This window comes from Thiemannella venezuelensis (genome assembly GCF_014203605.1).
Taxonomy (GTDB): domain Bacteria; phylum Actinomycetota; class Actinomycetes; order Streptosporangiales; family Streptosporangiaceae; genus Planomonospora_A; species Planomonospora_A venezuelensis.
The window spans coordinates 19,427-43,604 of the sequence record NZ_JACHJJ010000013.1 but is presented as its reverse complement, the minus strand read 5'-3'; the positions used below and the strand labels follow the sequence as shown (position 1 = coordinate 43,604).

At 74.0% G+C, this 24,178-nt stretch carries 24 protein-coding genes and 1 riboswitch; of the genes, 9 read left to right on the top strand and 15 right to left on the bottom strand.

The annotated features are described in order from the left end of the window. Window positions 1-62 precede the first annotated feature (62 nt). Complete coding sequence (locus FHS22_RS19615) at window positions 63-887, bottom strand: ABC transporter ATP-binding protein (protein ID WP_184943680.1); 825 nt, start codon at window positions 885-887, stop codon at window positions 63-65. A gap of 183 nt (window positions 888-1,070) precedes the next feature. Here FHS22_RS19615 and FHS22_RS19610 point away from each other — a divergent pair, with 183 nt between their 5' ends. Continuing rightward, window positions 1,071-2,270: a PucR family transcriptional regulator gene (locus tag FHS22_RS19610; RefSeq protein ID WP_184943679.1), complete on the top strand. Its 1,200-nt coding sequence runs from the start codon at window positions 1,071-1,073 to the stop codon at window positions 2,268-2,270. 85 nt (window positions 2,271-2,355) lie between these two features. Beyond that, complete coding sequence (locus FHS22_RS19605; RefSeq protein WP_184943678.1) at window positions 2,356-2,784, top strand: CBS domain-containing protein; 429 nt, start codon at window positions 2,356-2,358, stop codon at window positions 2,782-2,784. A 91-nt stretch (window positions 2,785-2,875) separates the two neighbouring features. Here FHS22_RS19605 and FHS22_RS38980 read toward each other — a convergent pair whose 3' ends face one another. From FHS22_RS38980 to FHS22_RS19575, 6 genes are all read right to left on the bottom strand, one after another. Further along, window positions 2,876-6,196 (bottom strand): S8 family serine peptidase, encoded by a 3,321-nt coding sequence (locus FHS22_RS38980; RefSeq protein WP_338047831.1) that lies wholly within the window; start codon window positions 6,194-6,196, stop codon window positions 2,876-2,878. A 338-nt stretch (window positions 6,197-6,534) separates the two neighbouring features. Then, window positions 6,535-7,176, bottom strand: coding sequence for an ABC transporter ATP-binding protein (locus FHS22_RS19595; RefSeq protein ID WP_184943677.1), 642 nt, complete (start codon window positions 7,174-7,176; stop codon window positions 6,535-6,537). Further along, window positions 7,169-8,221: an ABC transporter ATP-binding protein gene (locus FHS22_RS19590; RefSeq protein ID WP_184943676.1), complete on the bottom strand. Its 1,053-nt coding sequence runs from the start codon at window positions 8,219-8,221 to the stop codon at window positions 7,169-7,171. The genes FHS22_RS19595 and FHS22_RS19590 overlap by 8 nt, the downstream gene beginning before the upstream one ends. Then, the gene (locus tag FHS22_RS19585) at window positions 8,218-9,111 is read right to left on the bottom strand and encodes an ABC transporter permease (RefSeq protein WP_260408101.1); all 894 of its coding nucleotides are present in this window, start codon (window positions 9,109-9,111) and stop codon (window positions 8,218-8,220) included. Before FHS22_RS19585 ends, FHS22_RS19590 begins: the two co-directional genes overlap by 4 nt. A 54-nt stretch (window positions 9,112-9,165) precedes the next feature. Further along, entirely contained in the window at window positions 9,166-10,128 is a 963-nt protein-coding gene (locus FHS22_RS19580; protein WP_184943675.1) for an ABC transporter permease, read from the bottom strand. A 143-nt stretch (window positions 10,129-10,271) separates the two neighbouring features. Further along, window positions 10,272-11,831, bottom strand: coding sequence for an ABC transporter substrate-binding protein (locus FHS22_RS19575; protein WP_184943674.1), 1,560 nt, complete (start codon window positions 11,829-11,831; stop codon window positions 10,272-10,274). 135 nt (window positions 11,832-11,966) lie between these two features. Beyond that, window positions 11,967-12,056, top strand: a riboswitch (SAM riboswitch). A gap of 6 nt (window positions 12,057-12,062) precedes the next feature. Here FHS22_RS19575 and FHS22_RS19570 point away from each other — a divergent pair. The 3 genes from FHS22_RS19570 to FHS22_RS19560 are packed head-to-tail and all read left to right on the top strand — an operon-like array spanning window position 12,063 to window position 13,124. Beyond that, window positions 12,063-12,383, top strand: coding sequence for a GNAT family N-acetyltransferase (locus FHS22_RS19570; protein WP_184943673.1), 321 nt, complete (start codon window positions 12,063-12,065; stop codon window positions 12,381-12,383). Window positions 12,384-12,422: 39 nt separating this feature from the next. After that, entirely contained in the window at window positions 12,423-12,677 is a 255-nt protein-coding gene (locus FHS22_RS19565) for a Smr/MutS family protein (protein ID WP_184943672.1), read from the top strand. Window positions 12,678-12,707: 30 nt separating this feature from the next. After that, window positions 12,708-13,124, top strand: a complete 417-nt coding sequence (locus FHS22_RS19560) for a VOC family protein (RefSeq protein ID WP_184943671.1) — start codon at window positions 12,708-12,710, stop codon at window positions 13,122-13,124. Window positions 13,125-13,205: 81 nt separating this feature from the next. Here the strand turns inward: FHS22_RS19560 and FHS22_RS19555 are convergent, their stop codons facing one another. The 4 genes from FHS22_RS19555 to FHS22_RS19540 are packed head-to-tail and all read right to left on the bottom strand — an operon-like array spanning window position 13,206 to window position 15,751. Continuing rightward, window positions 13,206-13,625 carry a PTS sugar transporter subunit IIA domain-containing protein gene (locus FHS22_RS19555; RefSeq protein ID WP_338047830.1) on the bottom strand — a complete coding sequence of 140 codons (420 nt, stop codon included), beginning with the start codon at window positions 13,623-13,625 and terminating at the stop codon, window positions 13,206-13,208. Continuing rightward, window positions 13,622-14,311 carry a dihydroxyacetone kinase subunit DhaL gene (gene dhaL / locus FHS22_RS19550; RefSeq protein WP_184943670.1) on the bottom strand — a complete coding sequence of 230 codons (690 nt, stop codon included), beginning with the start codon at window positions 14,309-14,311 and terminating at the stop codon, window positions 13,622-13,624. Before dhaL ends, FHS22_RS19555 begins: the two co-directional genes overlap by 4 nt. Before the next feature lies 1 nt (window position 14,312). Further along, window positions 14,313-15,305 (bottom strand): dihydroxyacetone kinase subunit DhaK, encoded by a 993-nt coding sequence (gene dhaK / locus FHS22_RS19545; RefSeq protein ID WP_184943669.1) that lies wholly within the window; start codon window positions 15,303-15,305, stop codon window positions 14,313-14,315. Continuing rightward, window positions 15,302-15,751 (bottom strand): STAS domain-containing protein, encoded by a 450-nt coding sequence (locus FHS22_RS19540; protein ID WP_260408100.1) that lies wholly within the window; start codon window positions 15,749-15,751, stop codon window positions 15,302-15,304. Before FHS22_RS19540 ends, dhaK begins: the two co-directional genes overlap by 4 nt. Before the next feature lie 816 nt (window positions 15,752-16,567). Here FHS22_RS19540 and FHS22_RS19535 point away from each other — a divergent pair. The 4 genes from FHS22_RS19535 (at window position 16,568) to FHS22_RS19520 (ending at window position 19,406) form a co-directional block, all read left to right on the top strand. Continuing rightward, window positions 16,568-17,317, top strand: coding sequence for a GAF and ANTAR domain-containing protein (locus FHS22_RS19535; protein WP_184943667.1), 750 nt, complete (start codon window positions 16,568-16,570; stop codon window positions 17,315-17,317). Window positions 17,318-17,415: 98 nt separating this feature from the next. Continuing rightward, the gene (locus tag FHS22_RS19530; RefSeq protein WP_184943666.1) at window positions 17,416-17,997 is read left to right on the top strand and encodes an STAS domain-containing protein; all 582 of its coding nucleotides are present in this window, start codon (window positions 17,416-17,418) and stop codon (window positions 17,995-17,997) included. A 14-nt stretch (window positions 17,998-18,011) separates the two neighbouring features. Further along, window positions 18,012-18,755, top strand: a complete 744-nt coding sequence (locus FHS22_RS19525; protein WP_184943665.1) for a lysophospholipid acyltransferase family protein — start codon at window positions 18,012-18,014, stop codon at window positions 18,753-18,755. A 99-nt stretch (window positions 18,756-18,854) separates the two neighbouring features. After that, entirely contained in the window at window positions 18,855-19,406 is a 552-nt protein-coding gene (locus FHS22_RS19520) for a hypothetical protein (RefSeq protein WP_184943664.1), read from the top strand. A gap of 3 nt (window positions 19,407-19,409) precedes the next feature. On the opposite strand, the gene FHS22_RS19515 is transcribed toward FHS22_RS19520, so the two are convergent. From FHS22_RS19515 to FHS22_RS19500, 4 genes are all read right to left on the bottom strand, one after another. After that, complete coding sequence (locus tag FHS22_RS19515; protein ID WP_260408099.1) at window positions 19,410-20,348, bottom strand: glutamate ABC transporter substrate-binding protein; 939 nt, start codon at window positions 20,346-20,348, stop codon at window positions 19,410-19,412. 11 nt (window positions 20,349-20,359) lie between these two features. Then, window positions 20,360-21,895 (bottom strand): hypothetical protein, encoded by a 1,536-nt coding sequence (locus FHS22_RS19510; protein ID WP_260408098.1) that lies wholly within the window; start codon window positions 21,893-21,895, stop codon window positions 20,360-20,362. Then, window positions 21,892-22,251: an FHA domain-containing protein gene (locus tag FHS22_RS37380; protein ID WP_221473844.1), complete on the bottom strand. Its 360-nt coding sequence runs from the start codon at window positions 22,249-22,251 to the stop codon at window positions 21,892-21,894. Before FHS22_RS37380 ends, FHS22_RS19510 begins: the two co-directional genes overlap by 4 nt. A gap of 592 nt (window positions 22,252-22,843) precedes the next feature. Then, window positions 22,844-24,163 (bottom strand): vWA domain-containing protein, encoded by a 1,320-nt coding sequence (locus tag FHS22_RS19500; protein ID WP_184943663.1) that lies wholly within the window; start codon window positions 24,161-24,163, stop codon window positions 22,844-22,846. Between the last annotated feature and the right edge of the window lie 15 nt (window positions 24,164-24,178).

The following is a 24,178-nucleotide window of genomic DNA, read 5'->3' as shown; positions in this document are numbered from 1 at the left end:
CCGTCCGAAGGATGCGGAGGAGAGGGGCAGCGGGAAGGAGGGCGGCGGGAAGGAGGGCGGGGTCATGCCGACCACCTGCTCAGGGCGGGGCGCCGGACGGTCACGCCGCCCAGCAGGTCCTCGGTGTCGTCGCCGATCCCCAGGTAGCGGCGGCGCACCTCGTCGCTCGCGGCGAGTTCGTCGGCCGGGCCGGAGAGGGCGATCTCGCCGACCTCCAGCACGTACGCGTGGGAGGCGAGGGAGAGGGCCATGGCCGCGTTCTGCTCCACCAAGAGCACCGTGGTGCCCTGGGCGTTGATCTCGCGGACGGTGTCGGCGATCCGGGCGGCCATCAGCGGCGCCAGGCCGAGGGTCGGCTCGTCGAGCAGGAGCACCCGCGGGCAGGCCATCATCGCGCGGCCCATGGCGAGCATCTGCTGCTCGCCGCCGGACAGCAGGCCCGCGCGCTGCCGGGCCCGCTCGGCGAGGACCGGGAAGAGCTCCAGCACCCGCTCCCTTGCCTCGGCGGCGGACCTGCGGTCCCGCGCTCCGAGCGCGCCGGCCTTGAGGTTCTCCTCCACGGTCATCCGTGTGAAGACCTTGCGGCCCTCGGGCACCTGGACGACGCCGTGCGCGACGACGGCGGAGGTGCTCGCGCCGGACAGCCTCATCCCGTCGAAGCTCACCTCGCCCGAGGTGATCCCGCCCCGCTGGAATCGGAGCGTTCCCGAGATGGCGCGCAGCAGCGTGGACTTGCCGGCGCCGTTCCCGCCGAGCACCGTCACCACGGCTCCGCGCGGCACGTCCAGCGAGATCCCGCGCAGGGCCGTCACGGGACCGTAGTTCACCGCCAGATCCCTGACCGTGAGCCCGGAGGCTCCGGGCGGCCTGGGGTCGTGGACGTTCATGTATGCCTCCTGACAACCGATGAACGCACCCAACCCAGACGGTTCACGTCAGTCCAGAGGCTCGGGTGAAGTCGGGACTGGTGCCCACGGGGGGCCGGTGCCTGTTGTGCGTCAGCACAACCGAGGGTCACGAAAGAGAACAGAACCTTGTTCCGCTCGGGTCGTTCCTGACACCATTGGCCGATGGGGATCCGGACCACCACCGATGACGAGGTGCGCAGGATCATGCGCCTGGCCGCCGGCCGGCTGCTGCAGAGGCTCCCCGAGCTCACCGATGAGCTGGTGGCCAGGACCCGCGACACCGACGAGGCCTACCGCCGGATGGTGCCCACCGACGACCACTGGCAGAGCGTCTACGAGGCCATGCGGGACGGCATCGGCGCGATCCTGGTGCCCCTGGCGGAGCGGCGGGACCTGCAGCAGGCCGAGAAGACCGCGCTGCGCCGCGCCGAGCAGGGGCTGCCGATGGACTCCCTGCTGCGCAGCTACCGCGTCTCCGCCCAGGTGATGTGGGACGGGCTGGTCGGCGTCATCGCCGAGGAGGAGCCGGACAGCCTGCCGGTGCTCATCCGCAGCGCCACCAAGGTCTGGAGCGCCGTCGACCGGCAGGCGGTCGCCGCGGCCGAGGCCTACCGCAGGAGGGAGGCGGAGATGTTCGGCCGCACCGCCGAACGGGTCCAGGCGCTGCTCGACGCGCTCCTGGAGGACCGGGCCGACGCCACCCTGGTCCGCAGCGCCGCGGCCGCCCTGGACCTGCCGGAGCTCGGCCGCTACGCGGTCGTCATCACCCGGCTGCCCGGCCGCGACGGCCACACCGCCGACGGGGCCCGCCCGGCGAGCCTGGGCGCGATGCGGCTGCTGTGGCGGATGCGCCCCGACTACGAGGTGGCGGTCGTCCTGCTGCACGAGGAGGAGATGGACGGGCTGGCCCATGCCCTGCGCCCGCACGTCACCGGGTCCGCCGGGATCAGCCCGGCCGTCGAGGGGCTGGCCGAGCTGGGCCGCGCCCGCAGGCTCGCCGAACTGGCGCTGCGGACCTGCGCCGGGGAGGGGCCCGAGATCGCCCGCCTGGAGGACCGGCTCCCCGCCGCCCTGGTAGTGAGCCAGCCCGAGCTCGCCGGCCACCTCAGCGCCGCCGTGCTCCGGCCGATCCTGGCCCTGGACGCGGCCGACCGCGAGGTGCTGCTGGGCACCCTGGAGGCGTGGCTGCGCTGCGAGGGCTCGGCGATGCGCGCCGCCGGGCAGCTCTACTGCCACCGCAACACCGTCTTCAACCGCATCCGCAGGATCGAGCAGCTGACCGGGCGCTCCCTGGCCCGCCCGCTGGACATCGTGGAACTCTCCCTCGCTCTTGACGCGGTACGGCTGCTCCCGGTCAACTGAGGTTTGCCGCCGAAGGCGCTTAGGCGGAGGCACGGCAGGGCAATGTAGGAATACACCTGAGCCTGGTTGAACCGAGGTGATGTCGATGCTTATCGGGACGATTCTGCAGGGCAAGGGATCGCACGTCGCGACCGTCCGCCCCGATGCGACCGTCACCGAGCTGCTGGCGGTGCTGGCGGAGAACAACATCGGCGCCGTGGTGGTGTCCGAGGACGGCTCGTCGATCGCGGGGATCGTCTCCGAGCGCGACGTGGTGCGGCGCCTGCACGACCGCGGCGCGGACGTGCTGGGCGCCCCGGTCTCCTCCATCATGACGGCCGAGGTCCGGACCTGCCCGCCGGAGGCGAACGTCGACCACCTGCGCCAGGCCATGACCACCCACCGCATCCGGCACGTCCCGGTCGTGTCCGACGGCCGCCTGGTGGGGATCGTCAGCATCGGCGACGTGGTCAAGAGCTCCATCGAGCTCCTGGAGACCGAGAAGGCCTCCCTGGTCGACTACCTGCACCGCTGACCCGGCGGGCGGCCCGGGGTCCGGCGGGTGCCGGGCCCCGGGTGTACGGCGGTGCTCCGGGGGCCGGGACCGTCCCCGGCCCCCGGAGGCACTACTGCACCGTGATCCGGTCGACCTCGATGGTGACGCCCTTGACCTGCGGCGTCGACGTGCTCGTCGTCACCGTCCCGGTCCCCGGGGAGACGCCCCTGACCTTCATCGTGTAGGTCAGGGTGCCGCCGGGCGCGCCGGGCGTGCTGGTCACCCGCAGATCCTGGGTGGGCGGGCCGCCGATCTGCCCGCCGGCGGTGCCCTCGTCGTTCTCGGCGCCGACCGTCAGGCCGTACCCGGACGGCGGCTCACCGGGCAGGTCGCCCGGGTCGTAGGTGTAGGTGATGTCCTCGGTCCCGTTCAGCCCGATCCACTGCTGGAAGACCTTCAGGTCGGTGGTCCCGTAGACGTGGAGCCGCCACTCGACCACCAGCCAGTCGCTGACGCCGTCGGTCAGGGTCGCGACGAACACACCCGGGGCGGCGGTGCCGTCCAGGTCGGTCCAGTAGGGGGCGAGCACCCCGTTCGGCCGGGCCGGGTCGGGCAGGGTCTGCGGCGTGACCTCGATGTCGGCCGAGCCCGTGGTGCCTCCGGCGACCGTGTAGCCGTTGGAGACGATGCCGATCCTCGTGTACGTCTTCCCGGCGAACCTGAACTCGGGAACGGTGAAGTTCAGCGCCTGCTCGTCGCCGATCGGCGTCGGGGCGACCCCGAAGCCGTCGAGCGGGAGGTACGGCGCGGGCCCGGTGCCCGGCGCGATGCCCGGCCGGTCCGGCTGCCTGGCCGCCAGCGTCGTCTTCACGGTGGCGATCTGGGAGCCGATCTGCGTCGCCCCGGTCACGCCGTTCAGCCGCAGCCGCGCGTCGAGCGTGCTGAGCGCCGTCACCTCGGCGTCCTGAAGTGTGGTGTTGTCCACCTTGACCGTGCAGGTCGACTCACCGGTCGTGCGGGCGATGACGGCCGGCTCGCAGGTCTGCTCGACCGGGACCGCGCCCTCCTTGCGGAAGAACGCCACCGGCAGGTGCAGGTGCCGCTTGCCGCCGACCTGCTTGAGGTTCACCCGACCGAAGTACTGCCCGTCGGGCAGCCCGGGGGCGGTGATCGCCACGGTGAGCTTGACGCTCTTGCCCGGCTTCACGGTGAACACCGGCGGCAGCACCGCGATCTTCGCACCGTCCACGGTCGTGCCGGAGGCGGTGTAGGTGAGCGTTCTGTCCGTGACGTTGGTGACCGTCCGCTTGGCGGTGATGAGCCCCGGCATGACGGGGGCGTTCACCGACGGCAGGTTCAGGTCGATGCGGTTCATCGGGTCGGCCGCCGAGGCGGCGAAGTTCGCCGCGGTCTCGTCCAGGGTCAGGCCGGGGTCGCCCGCCTTGGTGAGGTCGATCCGGCCGCCGCCGGTGTCGAACGGGTCGGCGGGGGTCGTCCGGTCCTGCTTGGTGACCGCGGTCTTGGCGGTCGTCTCCAGCGCGGACTTCACCTGGCCCGGCGTCCAGTCCGGATGCAGCGCGAACACCAGCGCCGCGGCGCCCGCGACGTGCGGCGCCGCCATCGAGGTGCCCGCGATGGCCTGGTACAGGTTGCCCGGGGGGCCGCCCGCCGCGTCCTCCAGCGTCGGCGTGTGACCGGCCAGGATGTGCAGGCCGGGCGCGGAGACGTCCGGCTTGAGGAAGTCCCCGCCGGGCCCGCGCGAGGAGAAGGTGGTGATCGCGTCGCCCTGCCAGGTGGTCGTGGCGCCCTGGGTGAACGAGGCCGTCGCCCCCGGGTTCGCGGACAGGAAGGCGAGCAGGGCGTCGGTCTCCGGCTTGTCGATGTGGACGGTCGGGAGCCAGTGGTTGTCGGTCATCACGTCCAGCGGCGTGGTGTTGTAGAGGATCATCCCGGCCGCGCCGCCCTGCCGCACGTTGAAGCTCTTGAGCACCCGGCCGGGCCCGCGCTCGCAGGCGACGATCTTCCCGGTGAACAGGCCGGCGGGCGCGGGGGCCGTGCACAGCGCGTTGGAGTACGGCGGCGCCGAGGCGAGCACCACCGGGAGCGGGGAGGCGACGCCCGGCGTGATGGAGGCGCCCTTCAGCGTGGCCGCGGCGCCGCCGGACCCGGCCAGCGTGATCGTGGACTGGAAGGTCCTGGCCTGCGTGGAGGCCGCCACGGTGGTCACCCACGGGCTGACGTGGTCGACGGTGTCCGCGCCGGGGCCGGCGTTGCCCGCCGAGGCCGAGACCAGCACGCCCGCCGCGTAGGCGTCGAGGAAGGCCAGCTCGACCGGGTCGCTGTACGGCGAGGAGCCGCCTGAGATCGAATAGTTGATCACCTGCACGCCGTCGAGGATGGCCCGGCCGACCGCCTGGACCGAGTCGGAGTTGTAGCAGCCCGCGAGGCCGCAGACCTTGTAGACCGAGACGTGCGCGGCCGGGGCGATGCCGTGGATCGGCCCCCGGCTGATGCCCAGCGGGTCGGCGTCGGCCACCGGGCCGCCCGCCGAGGTGGTCGCGGTGTGCGTGCCGTGCCCGTTGGAGTCGCGGGCGCTGTCGGGGTAGACCTCGCCGCCGACGACGGCGTTGTAGGTCTCCAGGAACGGTCCTCCGCCGATCAGCTTGTCGTTGCAGACGAAGGGGTCGGCGGCCGGGGTCAGCGGGTTGTCGCCGAAGTCGCAGAGGCGGGGGCCGCCGTCGCGGGTCGGCGGCGCGTCGGGCAGGGTGCCGGGGTCGGCGAACTGGGGGTGCTCGGGCCAGACGCCGGAGTCCAGGATGCCCACGACGACGCCCTTGCCCGAGGAGGCGCTGCCGCCGAGCTTGTCGTAGATCGCGGGAGCCCCGATGAAGGCGGGGCTGGAGTCGGTGAGCAGCTGCTCGCGCCGGTCGTCCTGGACCGCCGCCACGCCGGGCAGCTTCAGCAGCTCGGCGGCCTTGTCGGCGGGGATGCTCAGCGCCATGCCGCCGTAGACGGTGCGCAGCCGCTGCCCGGCCCTGGCCCCGGGAACGTTCCGCTCCAGTTCGGCGAGGAAGGTGTTCTCGATCTTCTCGATGTGCTCGCCGTACTTCCTGGCGTCGGCGCTGCCGACGTCGAGGGGCCTGCCGGTCTTGGCCGGGCTCGTCGCGGGGAGGCCCTTCAGCCCGCCCCGGTAGGCGGCGAGGGAGTCGTAGTCGAGCTTGACCATCACGTTGACCGTCTCACCGGAGGTGGACCTCAGCAGCTTCTCGTCGCTGCGGGCCAGCTTGCCCGTGGGCGACTTCGCGCCCTGGACGGGTTCGCCCCCGGTGAGCGGGGTCGCCGTCCACTTCGCGGACGGAGAGGGCGGTGGGGGAGTGGGGGTGGCGCCCGCCGGCGGCGCCGCCGCCACGACGAGCCCGATGCCCGCGGCGAGCATCGCCACGCGTTTCACACCGGATAAACCGGGCTTCCTTGACACGAGACCTCCCTGTGGGGATCCGTCCAGGAAGGCGCAGAGGCCACCCGCCCGCCCCGGTGGAGGCAGGCTGGGGAGGCCCTCGGCCCTCCCCGCTGGGTGACGAAGCGACCGGCCGCCCGGCGGGGAAGCCGATCATGACAGGGACTCTAACTTCGGGTGATCCCCCCGGCTAGATCAAGAAGTTGACACAAATGCCAGGGGAATCCGGGGGCGTCCTGTGACTCTTTGCCGTAGCGGAGACGTGCCGTAGCGGAGACGGGACGGACGGACACCTCGCACGGCGGAGGAGGCCGTGACGGGCCCCTGCCGGGTCACGGCCGGTCGAACCGCACGGTGCGGTGCGCCCAGCGGGACAGGAGCACGTCGTCGTGGCTGACGGCGAGCACGCCCGCCCCGCTCCGCTCCCGGTAGGCCTCGACGACCGCGACCAGATGGGCCTGGGTGGAGGCGTCCAGCATGGTGGTCATCTCATCGCAGATCAGGTAGCGCGGCTCCAGGGAGAGCGCCCGGGCCACGCACGCCCGCTGCAGCTGCCCGTCGGACACCTCGTGCGGGCGGCGGGTGAGCAGGTCGCGGGTCAGGCCCGTCTCCGCGGCCAGCGCGGCCGCCCGGTCCGGGTCGGCCCGGCCCGCGGCGGCCGACGGCTCGGCGATGATCTCGGCCAGGGTGAGCCGCGGATCGACCGCCAGGCGCGGCTGCTGGTAGACCAGGGCCACCCGGGTGCGCAGCTCGCGCGGGGCGCGCTGACGCCACCCCCGCACCGTCCGGCCGTCCACGGTCACCGTGCCGGACGCGGGCCGCAGCATCAGCGAGAGCACCCGGGCCAGCGTCGACTTGCCGCAGCCGCTCGGTCCGCCCAGACCGGTCGTCCGGCCCGGTTCCAGGGTGAACGAGAGGCGGTCCAGCGCGGCCTGCCGGCCGTACCGGACGGTGATCTCGCGGGCCTCAAGCACGGCGGCTCTCCAGGGGGTCGCGGTCCGGGGAGCCCCCGCCGCCGCGGGCGTCCTGCTCCGGAAGGGGATGGTGGCAGGCCACACCGCCGGTCGTCGGCGGCGGGACCGCGCAGGCGGCGCCCGCCGCCGAGCAGCGCGGGGCGAAGGCGCAGCCGTCCGGGAGCCGGGTCAGCTCCGGCGGCATGCCCGGGATCGGGACGAACGCCCGGTCGGGCCGGGCGGCGGCCAGCCCGGCGGCGTAGGGGTGGCGCGGGCGGTGCAGGACCTTCCCGGCGGGGCCGGCCTCGACCAGGCGGCCGGCGTACATCACCGCGACGTCGTCGGCGACCCGTTCCGCCGCCCGCAGGTCGTGCGTGATCAGCAGGACGGCCCGGCCCTCGTCGCACAGCTCCCGCAGCGCGGCCATGGCCCGGTCCACCAGCGGCCTGTCCAGCCCGCTGGTCGGCTCGTCGGCCAGGAGCAGCCACGGGTCCCCCGCCAGCGCCATCGCGTTGGCCACCCGCTGCGCCATGCCGCCCGACAGCTCGTGCGGGTAGCGGTCGAGGTCGGCCGGGTGCAGGCCGTGCCGCTCGGCGAGCTCGTCCGCCCTCTCCCGGGGCCGGGCCGCGCCCAGCTCGCGCAGCGCCTCCTCCAGCTGCGCCCGCGCGGTCCGCACCGGGGTCAGGTGGGTGGCGGGGCTCTGCGGGATCAGCCCGATCGAGCGCCCCCGCACCCGCCGGGCCAGTACGGCCTGCGGTGCGCCGACGAGCTCCAGCTCCTGCCCGTCCTGCTCCAGCAGGACCCGCCCGGAGACCTCGGCGTTGCCGGGCAGCAGCCCGAGCAGCGCGTGGGCCAGCACGGACTTGCCGCAGCCGGACTCGCCGACCAGGGCCAGGCAGCGGCCGGGCCGTACCTCGAAGTCCGCGCCGGAGACCGCCCGCACCGTCGCGTCCGGGAGCCGGAAGGAGACCGTCAGCCCCTCGGCCCGCAGCCGTCTCGTCTGCGCGGCGGGCGGTTCCGCGCGGGCGGGATGCACGGCGGACCCTGCGGTGATGGGCTCGGTCACAGGGACAGCTCCGATCGCAGGCGGGGGTTGAGCCGGTCGCGCCAGTGCTGCCCGAGCACGGCCACGGCCAGCGTGGGGACCAGGATGAACAGGCCGGGCACCAGGCTCGACCACCAGTCCCCGGCCAGCAGGGAGCGCTGGCCGTCGTTGATCATGTTGCCGAGCGAGGCCAGGTGGGCGGGGAGCCCCAGGCCGAGGAAGCTCAGCGCGGTCTCGTGCCAGATCGCGTGCGGCACCATCAGCACCGTGGCCAGCAGCAGGTGCGGCGCCAGGTGCGGTGCCAGGTGGCGGCGGACCACCCGCAGCCGGCCCGCGCCCCCGGAGATCGCGGCCTCCACGAAGGGCCGCGACCGCAGCGACAGCACCTCCGAGCGCACGATCCGCGCCGCCGTCGTCCAGTGCGTCACGCCCACCGAGACGACCACCGCGACCGGGCTGGGCGAGAACATCGCCACGATGAAGATGCCGAACAGCAGGTGCGGCACGGAGGTGAAGCCGTCGACCACCCGCATGATCAGCCGGTCGGGCACGCCCCCCAGGCTGCCGGCCGCCAGGCCCACCAGGCCGCCGATGACCATGCTGACCAGCGCGGCCACCAGTCCGACGAGGAACGACACGCGCAGGCCGTAGACCGACCGGAGCAGCACGTCCCGGCCGACCTGGTCGGTGCCCAGCGGGTGCTCGAAGGAGGGCGGCAGTCCCGCCGAGCGCAGGTCCACCAGTTGCTGGTCGAGCTGGACCAGCGGCGGGACCAGCAGGACGGCCAGCCCGAGCGCGGCCAGGACGGCGGCGGCGAGCCGTACCGGCCACCGGGGGCCGGTGCGGGGGCGGCGGGAGGGCGCGGCGCCGGGCTCCGGCACCGGTGCGGGGGCGGTCGCGGGGGCGGTCATCGAATCTCCTCGGAGCACGGAGACCCCGTCGCCGGACGCGGGGAGGGGCTCACGTCAGCCCACTCCCAGGACGCGCACGCGCGGGTCGGCGACGGTGTAGGCGGCGTCGGCCAGCAGGTTGCCGCCGACGACGGCGAGGGTGCCGAGCAGGGTGAGCGCGGCCAGCAGCGGGAAGTCCGCGGAGAGCGCGGCGTGCACCGAGGCGGAGGCGACGCCGGGCCAGGAGAAGACGGTCTCCACCAGGATCGCCCCGGTGACCAGCTCCGGGACGCGCGCGCCCAGCAGGGTCAGGAAGGGCAGCAGCGCCGAGCGGAGCGCGTGCCGGACCAGCACGGTCCGCTCGCGCAGGCCGCGGGCGCGCGCGCCGGTCACGAAGTCCTCCCGCAGGGTGCCGACGACCGACTCGCGGACGTACAGGACCAGCCACGACGACTGGGAGACCGCCAGCACCGTCACCGGCAGCACCATGTGCGCGGCCACGTCCCCGACCTCCACGGCGGTGGAGGCGGCGTCGGTCAGACCGCCCGCGGGCAGCCAGGCCAGCTTCACCGCGAACACCCAGATCGCCAGCAGCCCGAGCCAGAACACCGGGGCCGCCTCGTTGGCGAACGCGCCCCCGACGATCACCCGGTCCAGCCAGGAGCCGCGCCGCCATGCCGCCAGGGCGCCGGCCACCAGGCTGCCGGCCAGCATCAGCACGATCGCCGCGGAGGTGGCGAGCAGGGTCCACGGCAGCCGCTCGGCGATGACCTGCGCCACCGGCAGGTGCAGCGAGCGGGAGTCGCCGAGGTCGCCCCGCAGGAGGTTGCCCAGCCAGGTGGCGTACTGCTCCAGGACCGGCCGGTCGATGCCCCAGTTGGCCCGGATCCGCTCGACGACGGCCGGGTCGGTGACCACGGCGCGGTCCCCCAGGTACTGGCGGACCGGGTCGAAGGGGGACGCCTGGGCCAGGGCGAACATGCCGGCCGTCACCGCGAGCAGGAGCGGTACGGCGAAGGCCAGCCGCCAGGCCGCCATGCGGGCGAGTGACGCCCCCAGCCCGGAGGACCGCCGCGCCGGGCGGCCCGGAAGGGCTTGCGGAGCCTTGGACGCGGAGGATCCGCCCGTGGAGGGCGGGGCCGCGGGCGGGACCGGGCCGGGCGGGGATTCGGGCGGGTTCTTCACGGGGCGGGCTTCCAGGTGTGGATGTCGCGGAACAGCCCGCCGGTGGCGTGCTCGTGGGCGTCCACGCCGGGCCGCACGCCCCGGTAGTCCCCGCGGATCACGTAGACGTGCTTGAGGAAGACCAGGTAGGTCCAGACCTCGTCGTCGCGCACGATCTTCTGGAAGTCGCGGTAGGCCTTCCTCCGGACGGCCTCGTCGCCGGACTCGCGCCCGGTCTCCAGGAGGTCGTCCACCTCGGGGTCGCCGTAGCGGCCCGGGTTGAAGAAGCCCTTGCCCGCGTAGGAGCTGTGGAACAGCTCGTAGTTGACGTAGTCGGGGTCGTACGGGCTGCCCCAGCCCATGATCAGGGCGTCCTGGGACATGCGCGGTTCGATCGCGTCCCAGTCGAGGCCGGCGAGCCGGACGTCCACCCCGATCTTCCTGGCGTCGGAGGCCACGGCCAGCGCGAGCTCCTTGCGGAGCGAGTCCCCGGCCGGGTACATGAGTGTGAAGGAGGCCCGCACGCCGTCCTTGACGTGGATCCCGTCCTCGCCGGGCGCCCAGCCGCCCTCCTCGAGCGCCTTGCGCGCCGCCTCGGGGTCGGCGGCGGGGGAGCCGGTCACCTCGGGGTTGTGCCAGGAGGTGGCGGGGGAGACCGGGCCGAAGGCGGGTTCTCCCGCCCCGGCCAGGACGGTGTCCACCATCGCCTTGCGGTCGATGGCCAGGCTGAAGGCCCTGCGGATCGCGCGGTCCCCGGTGACCGGCCGGCCGAGCGGGAACATGATGCCCCGGTAGTCGGCGCTGGGCACCTTGTGCACCGTGAGACCCGGCTGCCCCTCGAAGCGCGCGGCGGCCCTGGGCGGCAGGATCGCGGCGTCGAACTCCCCGGCCGACATGCGCGTGGCCCGCACGTTGTCGTCCTCGGCGAAGGCCAGCACCAGCCTGCCGATGGCGGGCGCGCCGTCCCGGTGGTCCTTGCTGCCCTCCAGGACGATCTTGTCGCCGGGGATCCTGGACACGAACCGGTACGGCCCGGAACCGACCGGCCGATCACCCGTCAGCGGGGCGCCGGCGGGCACGATGCCGAGTGTGGTGCGCTGGACCAGCGGCGCGTAGGGGTGGGCGAGCCGGAACACCACGGTCCTGGCGTCGGGCGCGTCCACCTCCTCGATCGCGGCGTAGTCGCCCCGGATCGGGGAGTTGTTGGACTCCTCCAGCACCGCCTCATAGGTGTACTCGACGTCGGCACTGGTCAGCGGCCTGCCGTCGTGGAACCTCACACCGTCGCGGAGGGTGAAGGTGACGGTCCTGCCGTCGCCGGAGGTGACCGGCGGTGCGGCGGCGAGCACGGGCTTCACCGACAGGTCGGGTTCCCGGGCCATCAGGCCCTCGTAGATCAGGGACCCGCCGTCGGGGGCGTAGCCCATCACGGGGCTGAGCGTCTCGAACTCGGAGCCGAGGCCGATGACGAACGCGTCGCCGGCGGGCGCCGCGGGACCGGTCGCGGGAGCGGAGCACGCGGTGGCCAGCAGGCCGGACGTCACGGTCAGGGCGGCCAGGCGCCGGGCCAGCCTCATGGAGGTCCTCTCGCAGATCGACGAAGCGCCCCGAGGCTAGCCTTATTGCAAATCACTTGCAAGTAATAGTCGGGTGCTTTACGCCGGCCGGGAGGCGTTGACATGCGGTTCCGCGCCTGGCGATGATCTGTGCCGAGATCATCGAGAGGACCCGAGGGACCCGGCCCGGCGACGGTCCGGCAACCTGCCCCGAGGGAAAGGCGCCAAGGCCGGGAGCGATGAGGAGAGCCGATGAGCCTGCGCTTCGACGTCCCCGTGCTCCACGGGTCGCTCGTACGGCTGGAGCCGCTCGCGATGGGCCACGCGCCGGATCTGGCGCGGGCCGCGGAGGAGGACCGCTCGTCCTACCGCTTCACCGCGGTTCCCCGCGCCGCCGAGGTGGACAGGTACCTGGAGGACCGGCTCTCCCACGATGCGGCGGTCCTCTTCGCGCAGGTCCGGGTGCGGGACGGGGCGGCGGTGGGGTGCACCGGACGGCGGGCCCGGGTCCGCGGCGCCGTGACCGGGCCGGAGGCCGTACCGTGGAGCGTGCCGGCTCCGCGCCGAGCCTGACATGATCGAACAGCCGGACCGCCGGGCGGAGGAGACGCTGTGAAGCTCAAGCTGGACCTGCACCCCATCTACAACCGGGGCGGGGAGATCGACAAGGCGCTGCGGGGGATCATCGACGAGGCCATCAGGAAGCGGGCCTCGGAGGTCGAGATCATTCCGGGGAAGGGCTCGGGCCAGCTCAAGAAGAAGGTCCTGCGTTTCCTCGACCAGAAAGAGATCAAGGCCCTCTACCACCGCATCGACAAGGACGCCAAGAACCACGGCCGCCTGTTCGTCTACTTCCGGCACAAGTAGGGCCGCGGGACGGCTTGGTAGCCTCGGCCGATGACGACGGTTGCGCAGATCTCACTGGGTGTCACGGACGATGCGCGGGCGGGGGAGTTCTGGCGCCGGGCGCTCGGATACGTACGGCGGCCACCGCGTTTCGAGGGCGACGAGTGGATCGTCCTGGAGCCTCCGCCGGGAACGGCCGGGGTCGCGATCGCGATGGACGTGAGCGAGAGCCCCGCCGAGGAGCTGCCCCGGATCCACCTCGACCTCGACGCGGGGGAGCGCGACCTCGACGAGGAGGTCGACCGGCTGGTGGCGCTGGGCGCGCAGCGCGTCGACTGGCCGTACTACCCGGAGAACCCCCGGCCCGAGGAGCCGCCGTACGTCGTGCTCGCCGATCCCGAGGGCAACCGGTTCTGCGTCGGAGGGCGGCGCACCGGTGTCCGGGCCGGGGAGGACCGGCCGGCGTGAGGAGCGGCGGCCCGGCACGCGGACTCCGCGCCGGTTCCTGACGGGCTGACGTGCACTGACGGGCTGACGGGTCCCGGCGGGTCAGAGTTTGCGGAAGTGCCGGGCCTCCTCGGCCGCGGCGAGCACGGCCTCCAGCGACCCGCCCGCGTTCGCCGCGACGGCGGCGGCGATCGCGCCCTCCACGAACGGCACGTCGGCGACCACGACTCCCGGCCCCTCGAAGAGCCGGGCGGCCAGCACCGAGCCGCCCAGATCGGGGATGAGGACCACCCCGAGGCCCCGGTCCGCCCGGGCGATCGCGGCCGCGATCAGGTCGGCGCCGGTCCCGAGCCCGCCGTCCCCGGTGCCTCCGGCCGCCTCCGGAGGGACGCCCGTCCCGCAGATCCCCGCCGCCAGCGCCGCGGTCTCGACGGCGAGCGGGCCGCTGTGGGAGACCAGGACGACGCCCACCACCGGGCGGCCCCCGTCGCCGCGGTCCGCCCGGGACGCCGGGGCGCTCACCGGGACGCCACCGTGTGGAGTGCCCGGAGGATGAGCGCGGCCGAGGCGGCACCGGGGTCAAGGTGGCCGACGCTGCGCGGGCCGAGGTAGCTGGCCCGGCCCTTGCGCGCCTGCATCGGGACCGTCGCCTCCGCGCCGGCCTCCGCCGCCGCGGCCGCCGCCTCCAGGGCGCGGGCGAGCCCGCCGTCTCCCCGCCCGGTCTCCGACGGGTCCCGGCCGGCGCCCGCCCGCGTCTCCGCGGCCGCCCGCCCGTCCTGTACGGCCTCCGCCAGCGCCCGGGCCGCCGGGGCGAGCGCGTCCACCATGGTCTTGTCGCCCTCGGCGGCCGACCCCAGTCTCCGGACGCCGGCCACCCCGGCCTCCAGCGCCGCCGCGAACCCGGCCGGGGACACCTCCGGAGTCTCGCCGAGGGCCTTGCCCGCCTCGCGGAACGCCGTGCCGTACAGCGGCCCGGAGGCCCCGCCGACCTTGCGGATGAGCGTGCCGCCCACCAGGGCCAGAACCGCCCCCGGGGTGGCGGGGCGCCGCTCGGCGAGCGCTCGCACCGCCTCGGTGAAGCCCCGGTCGAGGTTGCTCCCGTGGTCGGCGTCGCCGATCGCGGCGTCGAGCCGGGTGAGCTCGTCCCTGCCGTCCCGGAGGGACCGGGCGGCCTCCTCGATCCAGGCGGTGAAGAACCGCGCGTCCACCTCAGCGCCCCCAGCGCAGGGCCGGAGTCTGCACGGGCGCGTCCCACAGGCGGGTGAGCTCGCCGGTCAGACGGCAGACCGTGACGGAGAACCCCTGCATGTCGAGACTGGTGACGTAGTTGCCGACGAGGCTGCGCGCGACCCGGGCGCCCCGGTCGGCCAGGAGGCCGGCGACCTCGGCGAAGGCGACATAGAGCTCGATCAGCGGTGTGCCGCCCATGCCGTTCAGCATGACGAGGACGTCACCGGAGACCGGCAGGTCCTCGTCGACCGCCTCCACCGCGGTGCGCACCAGCTCGCGGGCCCCGGCCATGGCCGAGCGGGCGCGGCCGGGCTCGCCGTGGATGCCGATGCCGAGCTCCACCTCGGCCTCGCCCAGCTCGAAGGTGGGCTCGCCCGCGGCCGGTGTGGTGCAGGCGCTCAGCGCGATCCCGAAGGATCGGCTCCGGGCGTTGACCTCCCGCGCCACCCGCGCCACCTCGGCCAGCGGCGCCCCCTCCTCGGCCAGCGCTCCGGCGACCTTCTCCACGAAGACCGCGGCGCCGGTGCCCCGGCGGCCCGCGGTGTGGAGCGAGTCGCGGACCGCCACGTCGTCGTCCACGAGCACGCTCGCCACCTCCAGCCCCTCCTCGGCGCAGAGCTCGGCGGCGAGCTGGAAGTTGAGGACGTCACCGGTGTAGTTCTTCACCACGTGCAGCACGCCGGCGCCGCCGTGCACGGCCGTGCTGGCCTCGATCACCTGGTCGGGGACCGGGGAGGTGAAGACCTCGCCGGGGCAGGCGGCGTCGAGCATGCCGTACCCGACGAACCCGCCGTGCAGCGGCTCGTGCCCGGACCCTCCGCCGGAGACGAGGCCGACCTTGCCGGGGCGGGGCCCGGAGGCGCGCAGCACGATCCGGTTCTCCGGGTCCACCCGGAGCTCCGGATGCGCGGCGGCGATCCCGCGCAATGCGTCGGTGACGACCGAATCGGCGGCGTTGATGAGCTTCTTCACAGATCCAACCTGTGCCCGCCGGCCGCCGGTGGCAAGCCCGGCGGGGCGAACCCGCCGGCGGAGGCGTCCGCCGGGGCCGCGCTCACGGACGCGCTCACGGACGCGCTCACGGACGCGCTCACGGACGCGGCCTCCGCCGACACGGTGAAGGCATCGCTCAGACCGGTCATCACGAGGACCGAGCGGACGGCGGGCGAGACATGGGACAGCAGCAGCCTCGTGTCCAGCTCCGCCGCGTGCCGCCGCAGCAGGAGGAGGGCGCCCAGGCCCCGGGCGTCGATGAAGGTGACGCCGCCGAGATCGAGCACGAGCGTGTCGGGGCGGGTGCCCAGCACCCGCTCCACGCACGAGCAGAGTTCCGGCCGGGTGGCGATGTCGAGCTCACCGGCCACCGCGACCAGTGCGTGGCCGTTCACGTGCCGGACCGTCGTTCGGAATATGTCCATTACCTTGTCCCCGCGGCGTCGTCGGTGGAGACGCAGGGGAGACGGATTCAGGGCGGTGTCCCGCCCCGGGTGTGGTCTCGCCTCCGCCCGTGTCACTGGGGCCGCGGGGTCTGGACGGCTCAGGGATCGTGGCTGCCGAGTGCACCGGGCGATGCAGATGATCGCACTGTGTGGTCGGGCAACTTCATAACGAAGTATAGAAAACCAAGCCGGGACCGGCCACCGATTCGCGAGAGTGCGGCCGGGGAGAGGGGTTCGCGAGGCCGTGCGGACCGCGAGGTCCGCGACCGCCCCGTTCAGGGCCGGAGGTCTCCGGTCCGGAAGCGTCCGGCGGCCCGGTCGCCGGAGCGGAAGGCGAAGGAGGGCGCGCGCAGCGGTGCGGGGGGCGCGGGCGACGGGAGGCCGGCGGGGGGTTCCACGGGGGGAGCCGGAGACGCGGGCGGGCGTCTGCGGAGACGGTCCGGGCTCCGGACGGCCGAGCTGCTGGTCATGGAAGCACCACTCCTCACCGGCGCCGTACGGGACTCGTGCCGGTCATGGAGGGCTGCCGAGCGGCGGCTCCCGCGGGGGCCTTCCATGGCGGCATCGATGCCGCGAGGTCTGGACGGTCCGAAAGTCACGATGTGCGATTTAAAATCGTACAAATCATGCTTCATGTTACAAATTAGCATTTAAGGTGCAGTGTAAGTGTCAACTCTGACATTTACCAGAGCGGCGGCGCGGATCTGACCATGATTTTTCCGGTGAAGCCGCTATATCCGCTCCCGCGGGGTAAGGGGAACGCACTTTCACGCTCCTACGCCTTGTGGAGAAGGGATGGGCTCCTCTGAACGGCGGTTCGGCCAGGTTCTCGTGGAGCTGGCCGACACACTGGTGGACGACTTCGACGTCATCGACTTCCTGGACGGCCTCTCCTGCCACGCCGTGGACCTGCTCGGCGTCACCGCCTGCGCGGTCCTGCTGGCGGACCCCGCCGGCCCGCTCGGCATGGTGGCGGCCTCCTGTGAGGAGGCCAGGATCCTGGCGCTGTCCCAGCTCCACCACCAGGAGGGCCCCTGCCTGGAGGCCTACCGGGGCGGGGCGCCGGTGCGCTGCCCCGACCTGGCCGCGGCCGCCGGCCGCTGGCCGTTCTTCGCCCCCGCCGCCGCGGCCGCCGGGTACGGCGCGGTGCACGTCCTGCCGCTGAGCCGGCGCGACCGGCACATCGGTGCGATGAGCCTGTTCGGAGCGGTCGCGGGCGGGCTCGGCGAGGAGACCGCCGCACTCGGCCGGGTCCTGGCCGACATGGCCGCCATCGGCATCCTGAACCGGCGCACCGTCCTCCACCACGAGACCGTCAGCGAGCAGCTCCAGCTTGCGCTCGACAGCCGCATCCTCATCGAGCAGGCCAAGGGCCTGCTGGCCGGGCGCCTGCACCTGGCGCCCGAGCAGGCGTTCACCCTGCTGCGGGGCTACGCCCGCGCGCGCAACCTCAAACTCACGGCGGTCAGTCGCGCCCTCATCCAGGGGGAGATGCCCGTCGCGCTGTTCGAGGGCCTTTCCGCCGAATCGCCCCCGCCCGGCTGAACGCCCTGTCCGCTGGTTCCACGAAGAAAGTCGTGAGACATTTGGTAAATGACGGCGGTCCGCTGCGCGGCGAGGTATCCATGAGCATGGAGCTGACGGTGAGTGTGGTTCACCGGGACGCCGCCACGGCCACGGCGGTCATATCGGTGACGGGCGAGATGGACGCCTTCAACCACGGGCATGTGGAGGCGGAACTGTCGCTGCTGGCCGCCGAGGGGGCGCTGCACGTCCTGGTGGACTGCGGAATGCTGGAGTTCTGCGACGTCGCCGCGCTGAGGATGCTGGGGCGGGCGCATCGGGACCTGCGCGGCAGGGGCGGCGGTCTCGTGGTCGTCGCCTCCTCGGCGATGCACAGGCTGTCGCGGCTGGTGTGGTCCGGAGCGCCGCTCGGAGGCTGCCCCGCCGTGTTCCTGTCGCGCCGGGAGGCGGCCGGGGGAACGCCTCCCGCGTCACGGGGGCGGCACGCGCCGGTGCTGCGGCACCTGCTTCCGGGTTCCCGCGCCCGGTCCCGCAGGCGGCGGCCCCTCCCGCCTGGGTCCCTCCGGCCTGAGCCCCTCCCGCCTGAGCCCCTCCCGGACCGCTCCGCCCCCGGCGCGGCCGGTGCCCCTGGCGCGGGAGCCGGGCCCGGCAGAAGCGGGTGCCCGGCCGTCATCCTCCGCGGGGGCGGGCCGGCGCGCTGAGGTACGGTTCAGCCATGGCTGAGATCGTGTACCCCCCGGTCATCGGGGCGGCGTTGACCATGTTCCGCGCGCTGGACATGAAGATCCGCATCGAGGGAACCGAGAACATTCCCAGGACCGGCGGTGCGGTGCTGGTCAGTAACCACATCAGCTACCTCGACTTCATCTTCGCCGGGTTCGCCGCCCGCCCGGCAGGGCGGCTGGTGCGGTTCATGGCCAAGAAGGAGGTCTTCGACCACAGGATCTCCGGCCCGCTGATGCGCGGCATGCACCACATCCCGGTCGACCGGGCGGCGGGCGCCTCGGCGTTCGGCGCGGCGCTGAAGTCGCTCAAGGGCGGTGAGGTCGTCGGCGTCTTCGCCGAGGCGACGATCAGCCGGTCCTTCACCGTCAAGGACATCAAGAACGGCGCCGTCCGGATGGCCGTCGCCGCGGGCGTGCCGATGGTCCCGGTCGCGCTCTGGGGCACCCAGCGCCTGTGGACCAAGGGCCGGCCGCGCCGGCTGCTCCAGCGCCATGTGCCGGTCACCATCCTGGTCGGCGAGGCGATGAACCCCAAGCGCGGCGACGACTACGACGCCGTCACCGCGGACCTGCGTGAGCGCATGGCGGAGCTGCTGGACCGGGCCCAGCGGAGCTATCCGGAGATCCCGCAGGGCGTCTGGTGGCAGCCCCGGCACCTGGGCGGCACCGCCCCCACCCCGGAGGAGGCCGCGGAGCTGGACACCGCCGAGGCCGAGGCCCGGCGCAAGCCGTAGGCGGGCGCCCCGGACGTGCCCGGGCCGGCGGCCCGGGCACGCATCCGGCTGCAAGCCGGACGCAGGTGAGCAGTAAGTGGCGTAGTGCACCATGTGTCCATGAGTGACTCTTTTGGGGAGATCGTGGACGCGATCCAGCCCGGCGTGAAGCCGCAGCCGGGCAACCTGCCGGGCCCCATCGCCCGGGTGGTCCTGGTGCTGTGCTGGCTGGCCGTCTGCCTGATGCCGATCCTGTTCGCGGTGGGCGACATCGAGCTGGCGGCGGGCCGGACCGGCACACCCGGCACGCTCACGGTCGTCTCGTGCGAGGCGCTGGGCCAGGGCCGCTACGACTGCAAGGGCAGCTTCGCCCCCGACGGCGGCGGCGCGGCCGTCCCGGTGGACGCCTCCCCCGACTCCGAGGCGGGCGACGTCACCCGGGCCCAGCTCACCCCCGAGGGGGACCGCGCGGTGAAGGCCGGTACGGCCGGCGTGGTCGCCGCGCTCACCCTGCCCTTCCTCGGCGTCGGCCTGGCGGGCTTCCTGCCCTATGTGATCATGTACTTCCTCGGGGTGCGGCGAGGCCGCCGCACCGCGGTGGCCGCCGGGATCGTGATCACCGTGATCGGCGCGGCGGGGACGCTCGCGGGCATGGTCGCCTCCTACTCCTGACGGTCAGGCGCAGCCCTCGAACTGGGGGACGGTGAAGGTGAGCGCCAGGCCGGAGCCGCCGAACCACTTCTTCAGCAGCTTCTCGGCGGTGCCGTCCTGGTACATGGCGGTGAGCGCCCGGTTGACGGCCTCGCAGCCGTCGAGGTCGCCCTTGCGCAGACCGATGCCCAGCCGCTCGTCGGTGAACGGCGCGTTGACGATGCTGAGCGCGGACCCGGCGCGGGCGGAGAACCCGGCCAGGATCAGATCGTCGGTGGAGACGGCGTCCACGGTGCCGTCGCGCAGCTTGGCCAGGCACTCGCCGTACGTCGCGGCGGGGACGAGTTCGACGGCGATCTGCCGCTCCTCCCTCACCCGCCGCCAGGAGTTCGACCCGGCGGCCTGGCAGAGGCGGCGGCCCTTCAGGTCCCGCACGTTGTCGATCTCCGCCTTGTCCTCCGCGCGGATGAGGGTGTCCTGGTGGGCGACATAGTACGGCCCGGCGAAGGTCACCTTGGACCTGTTGACCGGGGTGATCGAGTAGGTCGCGACGACCATGCCCACCTTCCCGGACTGGAGGAAGTCCTGGCGGTTGGAGGACAGCACGGTGACGAACCTGACGCGGGGTACCCCGATCCGCCGGGCCACCTCGGTGGCGACGTCGACGTCGAAGCCCTCGTAGCGGCCCTCGCCGACCTTCATGCCCAGGCCGGGCTGGTCGGGCTTGACGCCGACCACCAGGGTCGCCTGGTCCAGGATCGAGGCGAAGGGGCGGCCGCTCCCGCACGCCCCGGCCGCCAGGAGCGCCAGCGCCGAGGCCGCCGCGAGCGCCGCCCTGGCGCGCCCCGTCCCGGTCCGCCCCGTCATGGTCCGCCCCGTTCTGGTCTGGGCGGTCCTGGCACGCCCGGCTCCGGTGTGAAGCGCGGTGAGCGCGGTCCTCGCCAGCAGGCCCGGAGATCGCATGGCCCCTCCCGTCAACGGTATTCCGACAGCCGGGGCCAGACCCCGGCGACGATCAGCACAGCGGTGGAGACCATGGCCACGGGCAGCAGGAACCACAGCTCCGCCACCTGCTCCTCGCCGCTGCGCACCGCCCGGTCGAACGCGGTCCGGTGGAGCCCGGCGAGTTCCACCAGCGCGGCGTCGTACGCCCCGAACCTCGTCTCCACCGGTCCCACCAGCTCCTCGACGGCCGCGCGCGGGCTCGCCGCCCTCATCAGCCGGTCGCCCCGCTGGAACTCCCGGTACCGGCGGAGCACCTCGGAGACCGCCGCCTCGCTGCCGGGCAGGCGGGCGCGGGCCGCCTCCTGGCCGATGAGACCGAGGAACACGTCCTCGGCCGGGTAGGCCTCCACCCCCGCGTCCACCGCCTTGTAGTACGCGGTGAGGTTGCCGCTCGGCGCGTAGAGCACCGACTGGGACTTGTCGAGATAGGTCTGCTCGTAGGTGTCGGCACGCTCGGGGTCGAGCAGGTAGCGGCTCTGGTCGCCGTGCATGCTGTTGCCGACGGCCCGGGCGCGGGCGAGGGTGAGGACGGAGTCGAACCCGTCCCTCTTGGCGGTGTCCAGGACGCCGGCCTCGTTGCCGAGGACCGTGAAGCCGGTCAGCGTGTACGTCCCGGCGATCGCCGTCGCCACCAGCAGGGCCGGGTTGAACACCCGGCGGAACCGCCGGGCGAGGAACACCTGGAGCCCGGCCAGGCCGCCGAGGGCGAGGACCCCGGCCCCGGCCACGAGCACCTGTCCCGTCCGCAGGGCGGAACTCTGCTCCTCGTGGGCGCGGCGTACGACGGTGCCGCTCTCCAGGGTGAGGTTGTAGGCCATGGGCAGCAGTTCCAGCCGCATCAGGTCGGTCGCCTGCCGGTAGAGCCCCAGGACCGGCCCGGGCGGCGGGCCCGCGGCGTGCCCCGCCTGCTCGTCCAGGAGCATGGCGCGGGCGGCCAGCCGTTCGTAGCGGCCCAGGCCGTCCAGCACGGCCTGGACGGTCCGCCGCTCGGCCGGGTCGCCGCCGGCCAGCGCCGACGCCTGCAGTACCGCCCGCCCGGCGTCGCTCCTGCGCCGCTCGTACACGTCCAGCGCGCGCTGACGCCCCTTGCCGAGCCCGTGCTCGTCGCCGATCAGCAGGACGGTGGCGACCTGGGTGTCCATGTCGCTGAGCGCGAAGTAGAGGTCGGCCGTGGCCACGACCTGCGGGCCGGCGTCGTGGCCGATGACGTCCAGGCCGTCCCCGACGGTCTGGAAGGACGACGACAGGGCGCCGAACAGCAGGGTGAGGGCGATCACGGTGCCGCCCGTGACGGCCAGGACCCGGCCGGGCACGCTCCGCAGGCGGGACGGCCCTGGGCGCGGGGGAGCGCCCGCGGTCCCGGCGGGCGCCGGAGCGCTGCGGGCCGCCCCCGGAGCCGGCGGGGGCGCGGACGGGACCGGGGCCCGGTGCGGCGGCGGGGCCGTCCCCGGCGCGGAGACCGCGCCCGGGGCCGCGGGAGTCTGGTTCACCGGGACGGGTGTCATGTCTCTCTCCTGCGCCGCAACGTGATGAGGGTCCATGCGCCGAGGTGGATGCGGTCGCCGTCACCCACCGGCACCGGCTCGTTGATCCCGATCTGCCTGCCGTTGACCACGGTGCCGTTGGCCGAGCCGGGATCGACCAGCGTCCATCCGCCGCCGGGACCGGGGAGCAGGACCGCGTGCAGGTGGGAGACGCCGGGGTCCTCGGGCGGGCCGCTCAGGTCGATCTCCGGGACCAGGTTCCTGGACCGGCTCGGCCGTCCGATCCGGATCTCCGGGCCCGCCAGCGGGATGTCGCGCCGGGGGCAGTACGGCGGGAACAGCACCCGTTCGGAGTCCGGCCCGCCCTGGGCGATCATCCGGTCGTAGTGGGCCCGGTCGGCCTGGACCGTCGCCTCCCATCCTGCCGCCGGCCCGCCCCCGGGCCCGCTCCCGGACGCCCGCCCGGAGGGTGCGCTCCCGGCGCCGTTCCCGCCCGGCGGGCCGTCCGCGGGGCCGGTGCCGTACGGCCGTACGGGTGTCGCGCCGGGCGCGCCGACCGGGTCCGGGGCGGCGGTCTGGTCGTGGCCGCAGTCCTCGCAGAATCGCCCGGCGACCGGCGCGCGGCAGGCGAGGCACTCCTGCGGCGGCCCGGATTGCGGTGGCCCGCATTGCGGTGGCCCGGACTGCGGTGGCCCGGACTGCGGTGGCCCTGGTTGCGGTGGCCCGGATTGCGGGGCCCGGCCGGGGCCGCCCGGGACGCCCGCCGGGGCGGGCCCTCCGGAGGCGGGGACCCCGGAAGAGGCCGCCGCCCCGGTTCCGCCCGGCCCGGTTCCGCCCGTGTGGGTTCCGGGCGCACCGGCTCCGGCCGTGCCGGTCAGGCGGCTGCCGCAGACGTCGCAGTACCCGTCGGCGAGCCCGCTCTCACCCGGGGCGTGTCCCGCGGGGCAGGTGACCATGGCGTCCTCCCTCTCAGCCCGCCGCGCCGCGGCCGCCGGAGGGGTCCGGCTCGCCGGGGTCCCTCCGCATGCGCGCCGTACGGACCGAGCCGGTGTCGAGTGCGATCTCGTCGGCCCTGTCGACGGTACGGCGGAGCCGGGCGGTACCGGTTCCCGGATCGATCTCCACGACCCTGTCCAGCAACCGGGCGGTGCCGTCGTTGCCGGACTCCTCGGCCAGCCGCCTGGCCCGGCCGAGGCGCGCGGTCGCGGTGTCCAGGTCGCCCGCGGCGCGCGCGCCCAGCCCCTCCTGGATGAGGCCGAACAGCTCCGCCTGCCCGGTGTAGTGGGCGACGCCGGGACTGACCCGGGTGGACAGCGCCAGGTCGTCGGTCCACTGGGCCAGCACGTTGCCCCGGGCGACGACCTCGCCGCTGTCGGCGCGGACCAGCCGGACCCAGGCGCCCCGGACCTCCTGGCCGATCGCGCCCGCGGGGATCTCGACGCAGAGGTGGTAGACCCGCGCCTCGGCGCCCCACGCCCCCGTCGGGTAGTCGCCGGTCAGCTGGTCGGCCGGGACGCGCAGGCCGGTCAGGTCGGCGAGGGTGGGCGACACCTGCTTGAGGTACTTCACGCGGCCGTGCTGGGGGGTCCAGATCCGCAGCGCGACGTCGGCCACCGCCTTGCCCATGGTGTTCTCGACCATCGCCTCGAAGTCCGCGGTCAGGTCCCTGGCGTCGCGGATGAACCCGGAGGTTCCCAGCAGCGCGTCGGCGACCTTCCGCAGCTCGGCGGGGGCCCAGTCGGTCCCGACGCCCCGGCTGTCGCAGACGAACCGGCCCGCGCAGTGGGCCAGAGCGGCGTCGAACGCCTGCGCGTTCTCGCCGTTCTGCCCGTCGGTGAGCAGGATGGCGTGCCGGACGGCCCCGGGGTGGCCGTCCAGCAGCTCGGCGGCGAGCCGCAGCCACCTGCCGATCGCGGTCCCGCCGTCGGCGCGGAGCCTGCGCAGGGCCTCGGCGGCCTGCTTCCTGGTCTGCGCGTCCGCCCTGGCCAGCCCGGCCCGGGGCGGATAGATCTTGGTCGCCTCGTGGGTCCCGGAGACGACGGCGAAGTGCACCCCGTCGCGCAGTGCCTCCACCGCGGCCTGGGCCGCCTGGCGGGCTTCGGTGATCTTGTATCCCCCCATCGAGCCGGAGGCGTCGACGATGATCACCTCGGCGGCCTCGACGGGGCCGGCCGAGGACTCCGCCGGTCCGGCGGCCTCGACGGTGAGGACGGCGTGGATCTCCCCGCCGCCGGCGGGCAGGTACTTGTTCTGGTCGATGTCCAACGTGAACAGGGGCTGGTCGCTCACACGTTCCTCCCGGGA